The sequence below is a fragment of the Chitinimonas violaceus genome, assembly GCF_052601015.1.
The window spans coordinates 1-359 of sequence record NZ_JBQXDJ010000253.1 but is presented as its reverse complement, the minus strand read 5'-3'; the positions used below and the strand labels follow the sequence as shown (position 1 = coordinate 359).

Sequence of the window (359 nt, the reverse complement as noted above, 5' to 3'; positions counted from 1 at the left end):
GCGATCCGGGCGCTGATCACTACGAGCAGGCATACCGAGCGCGGGTCATCAAGCAACTACATCGCCGCGCGGCACAGTTCGGCTTTGTATTACAACCCCAGAACACGCCGGATTCCGTGGGTGTTTCTTAGGAAAGCAACGGCGTACTTTGCCAGGGAATCACTGCCCGGTACGCGTTCGTGAAGCAATGGCGACAGGTTTACCCGGTAACGTGGCTGTGCCGGACCCTGGCGGTTTCTTGTTGTGGTTTCTATGCCTGGCTTAAACGTCCACCGAGTCGACGGGCTCAGGAAGACGAACGATTGCGGGTAGCAATCCGTGCAGCCCACGACAAAACACGCGGAACCTATAGTGCAAGA

General features: G+C 57.4%; 1 pseudogene. It reads left to right on the top strand.

Features of this window, described 5'->3' with window-relative positions:
- Positions 1 to 131: 131 nt before the first annotated feature.
- Positions 132 to 359, top strand: a pseudogene (locus ACUHMQ_RS21180) (IS3 family transposase); the annotation flags it as partial.